Source organism: Mycobacterium sp. (assembly GCF_049802695.1).
Classification (GTDB): Bacteria; Actinomycetota; Actinomycetes; order Mycobacteriales; family Mycobacteriaceae; genus Mycobacterium.
In genome coordinates this window covers 1-1,515 of the sequence record NZ_JBARMY010000285.1, presented here as the reverse complement: position 1 = coordinate 1,515, position 1,515 = coordinate 1, and the positions used below count along the sequence as shown (strand labels likewise).

The 1,515-nt window shown below is 61.7% G+C and carries 1 protein-coding gene and 1 pseudogene; one reads left to right on the top strand and one right to left on the bottom strand.

Going from position 1 to position 1,515, the window contains the following annotated elements:
• Positions 1 to 272 precede the first annotated feature (272 nt).
• Positions 273 to 1,088: a class I SAM-dependent methyltransferase gene (locus WA317_RS11605; protein WP_425173166.1), complete on the top strand. Its 816-nt coding sequence runs from the start codon at positions 273 to 275 to the stop codon at positions 1,086 to 1,088.
• A 135-nt stretch (positions 1,089 to 1,223) separates the two neighbouring features.
• Here the strand turns inward: WA317_RS11605 and WA317_RS11600 are convergent.
• Positions 1,224 to 1,374: pseudogene (locus WA317_RS11600) on the bottom strand (ATP-binding protein); the annotation flags it as partial.
• Positions 1,375 to 1,515 lie beyond the last annotated feature (141 nt).

Below are 1,515 nucleotides of genomic sequence, written 5' to 3'. Positions count from 1 at the left end.
TCTCAGCGTCGATCAACCGTCGAGCAGATTCGCCAGCTTCGGTGACTCGCGCATCACCGAGGTCGGTTTGCAGCTGGATGTGAAACTCGCAGCCCTGCTGCACCTGCTCGGTCTGCCGGTGCCCCATGAACTCGAACAGACCTAACACCGGAGAAGACGCGGAACCGACCTCTGGAATCGCTGACTATCCGACACCAAGAACGGCAAGCCGCGTCACCTCTGACCGAAGCAAGTACCCGATCGCCAGGCCGCCGGTTCCGAATGGAGCAGACATGAAAGACACCCCTATCCATGCTCAGTACTCGACTGCCCTATCGCGGCACAACATTGAGCTGGCCCTCATTGCCGCCGGAAAGGACTTGAACCACCTTCAACCCGCGGATCTCGCGCTGCTCGAGGACTTCCACACGATGGGTCGCATTGCCACAAGCCAGCTGGTGGATCTGACCGGGATCAGACCTGAGAATCGGGTGCTCGATGCGGGCAGCGGGATCGGCGGTACCGCCCGCTTCGTCGCCGAGCGGTGTCGGTGCAGGGTGACCGCGGTCGATCTGACCAAGGAGTACTGCGAAACGGCCCTTTGGCTAAATCAGCTTGTCGGGCTGGACGACCAGGTTTCGGTTCAACAAGCAGACGTCACCGAACTGCCCTTCGCCGATGAAAGCTTCCAGGTGGTGTTCAGCCAGCATGTTCAGATGAACGTGGCCGACAAAACCCGCCTCTACCGGGAGGCACGCCGGGTACTGGTCGACGGGGGGCGGATCGCCGTGTGGGACATCACATCTGGCGGGCGCGACGACCCCGACTACCCACTGCCGTGGGCTGACCAACCCGAGCTCACTCATCTGGCCACTCCCGACCAGTTGCACGCTGTCGTGGAGTACTCCGGATTCGCAGTCGAGCACTGGAAGGATCTCACCGACGAGGCTGCGTCGACGATGCAGATGTTCCTGACGCTGCCCCTCAATCCGCTCGGACTGCACGCCTTCGTCCCAGACTTCGCCGAGAAAGCGCACAACCTCACCGTTGCCCTCACCGACGGACGGCTCCGAGCTGTCCAAGCCGTCGCACACGCAATCGCCCATTAACTGCGCAGAGGCCGGGATGGAAATCCGCAGGGACAGCGCTTTACTGCCGCTGCAGCCCCGCACGCAGCACAACGAACTGGCATCGTGATGCCGTCATCACTGTAATCGGCTTGCGAGCAACCAATATAGAGCCTGCTAACCCGCGGGACGTACCTTCCGAGCGTGGGCGAGTCGGTAGGAGGTGGTGCCGGTTTCAATGATCTGGCCGGCGAACGTCAACCTGTTCACAATGGCCGCGCATAGCCGGGTGTCGGCGGAATGTCCTTGTCCAAGAAGCAAACGGCTCCAGCCGGCCCCCTAGAGGGCACAAATCCGTCACTCGACGCCGTCGTCGCCGATGGTACTCGGACATTCAATCACCGGTTTAATTGCGACAATGGGCGGCGCTCGACTCCCCGACCGGTGGCCACTTTTGCACTGATCCGGG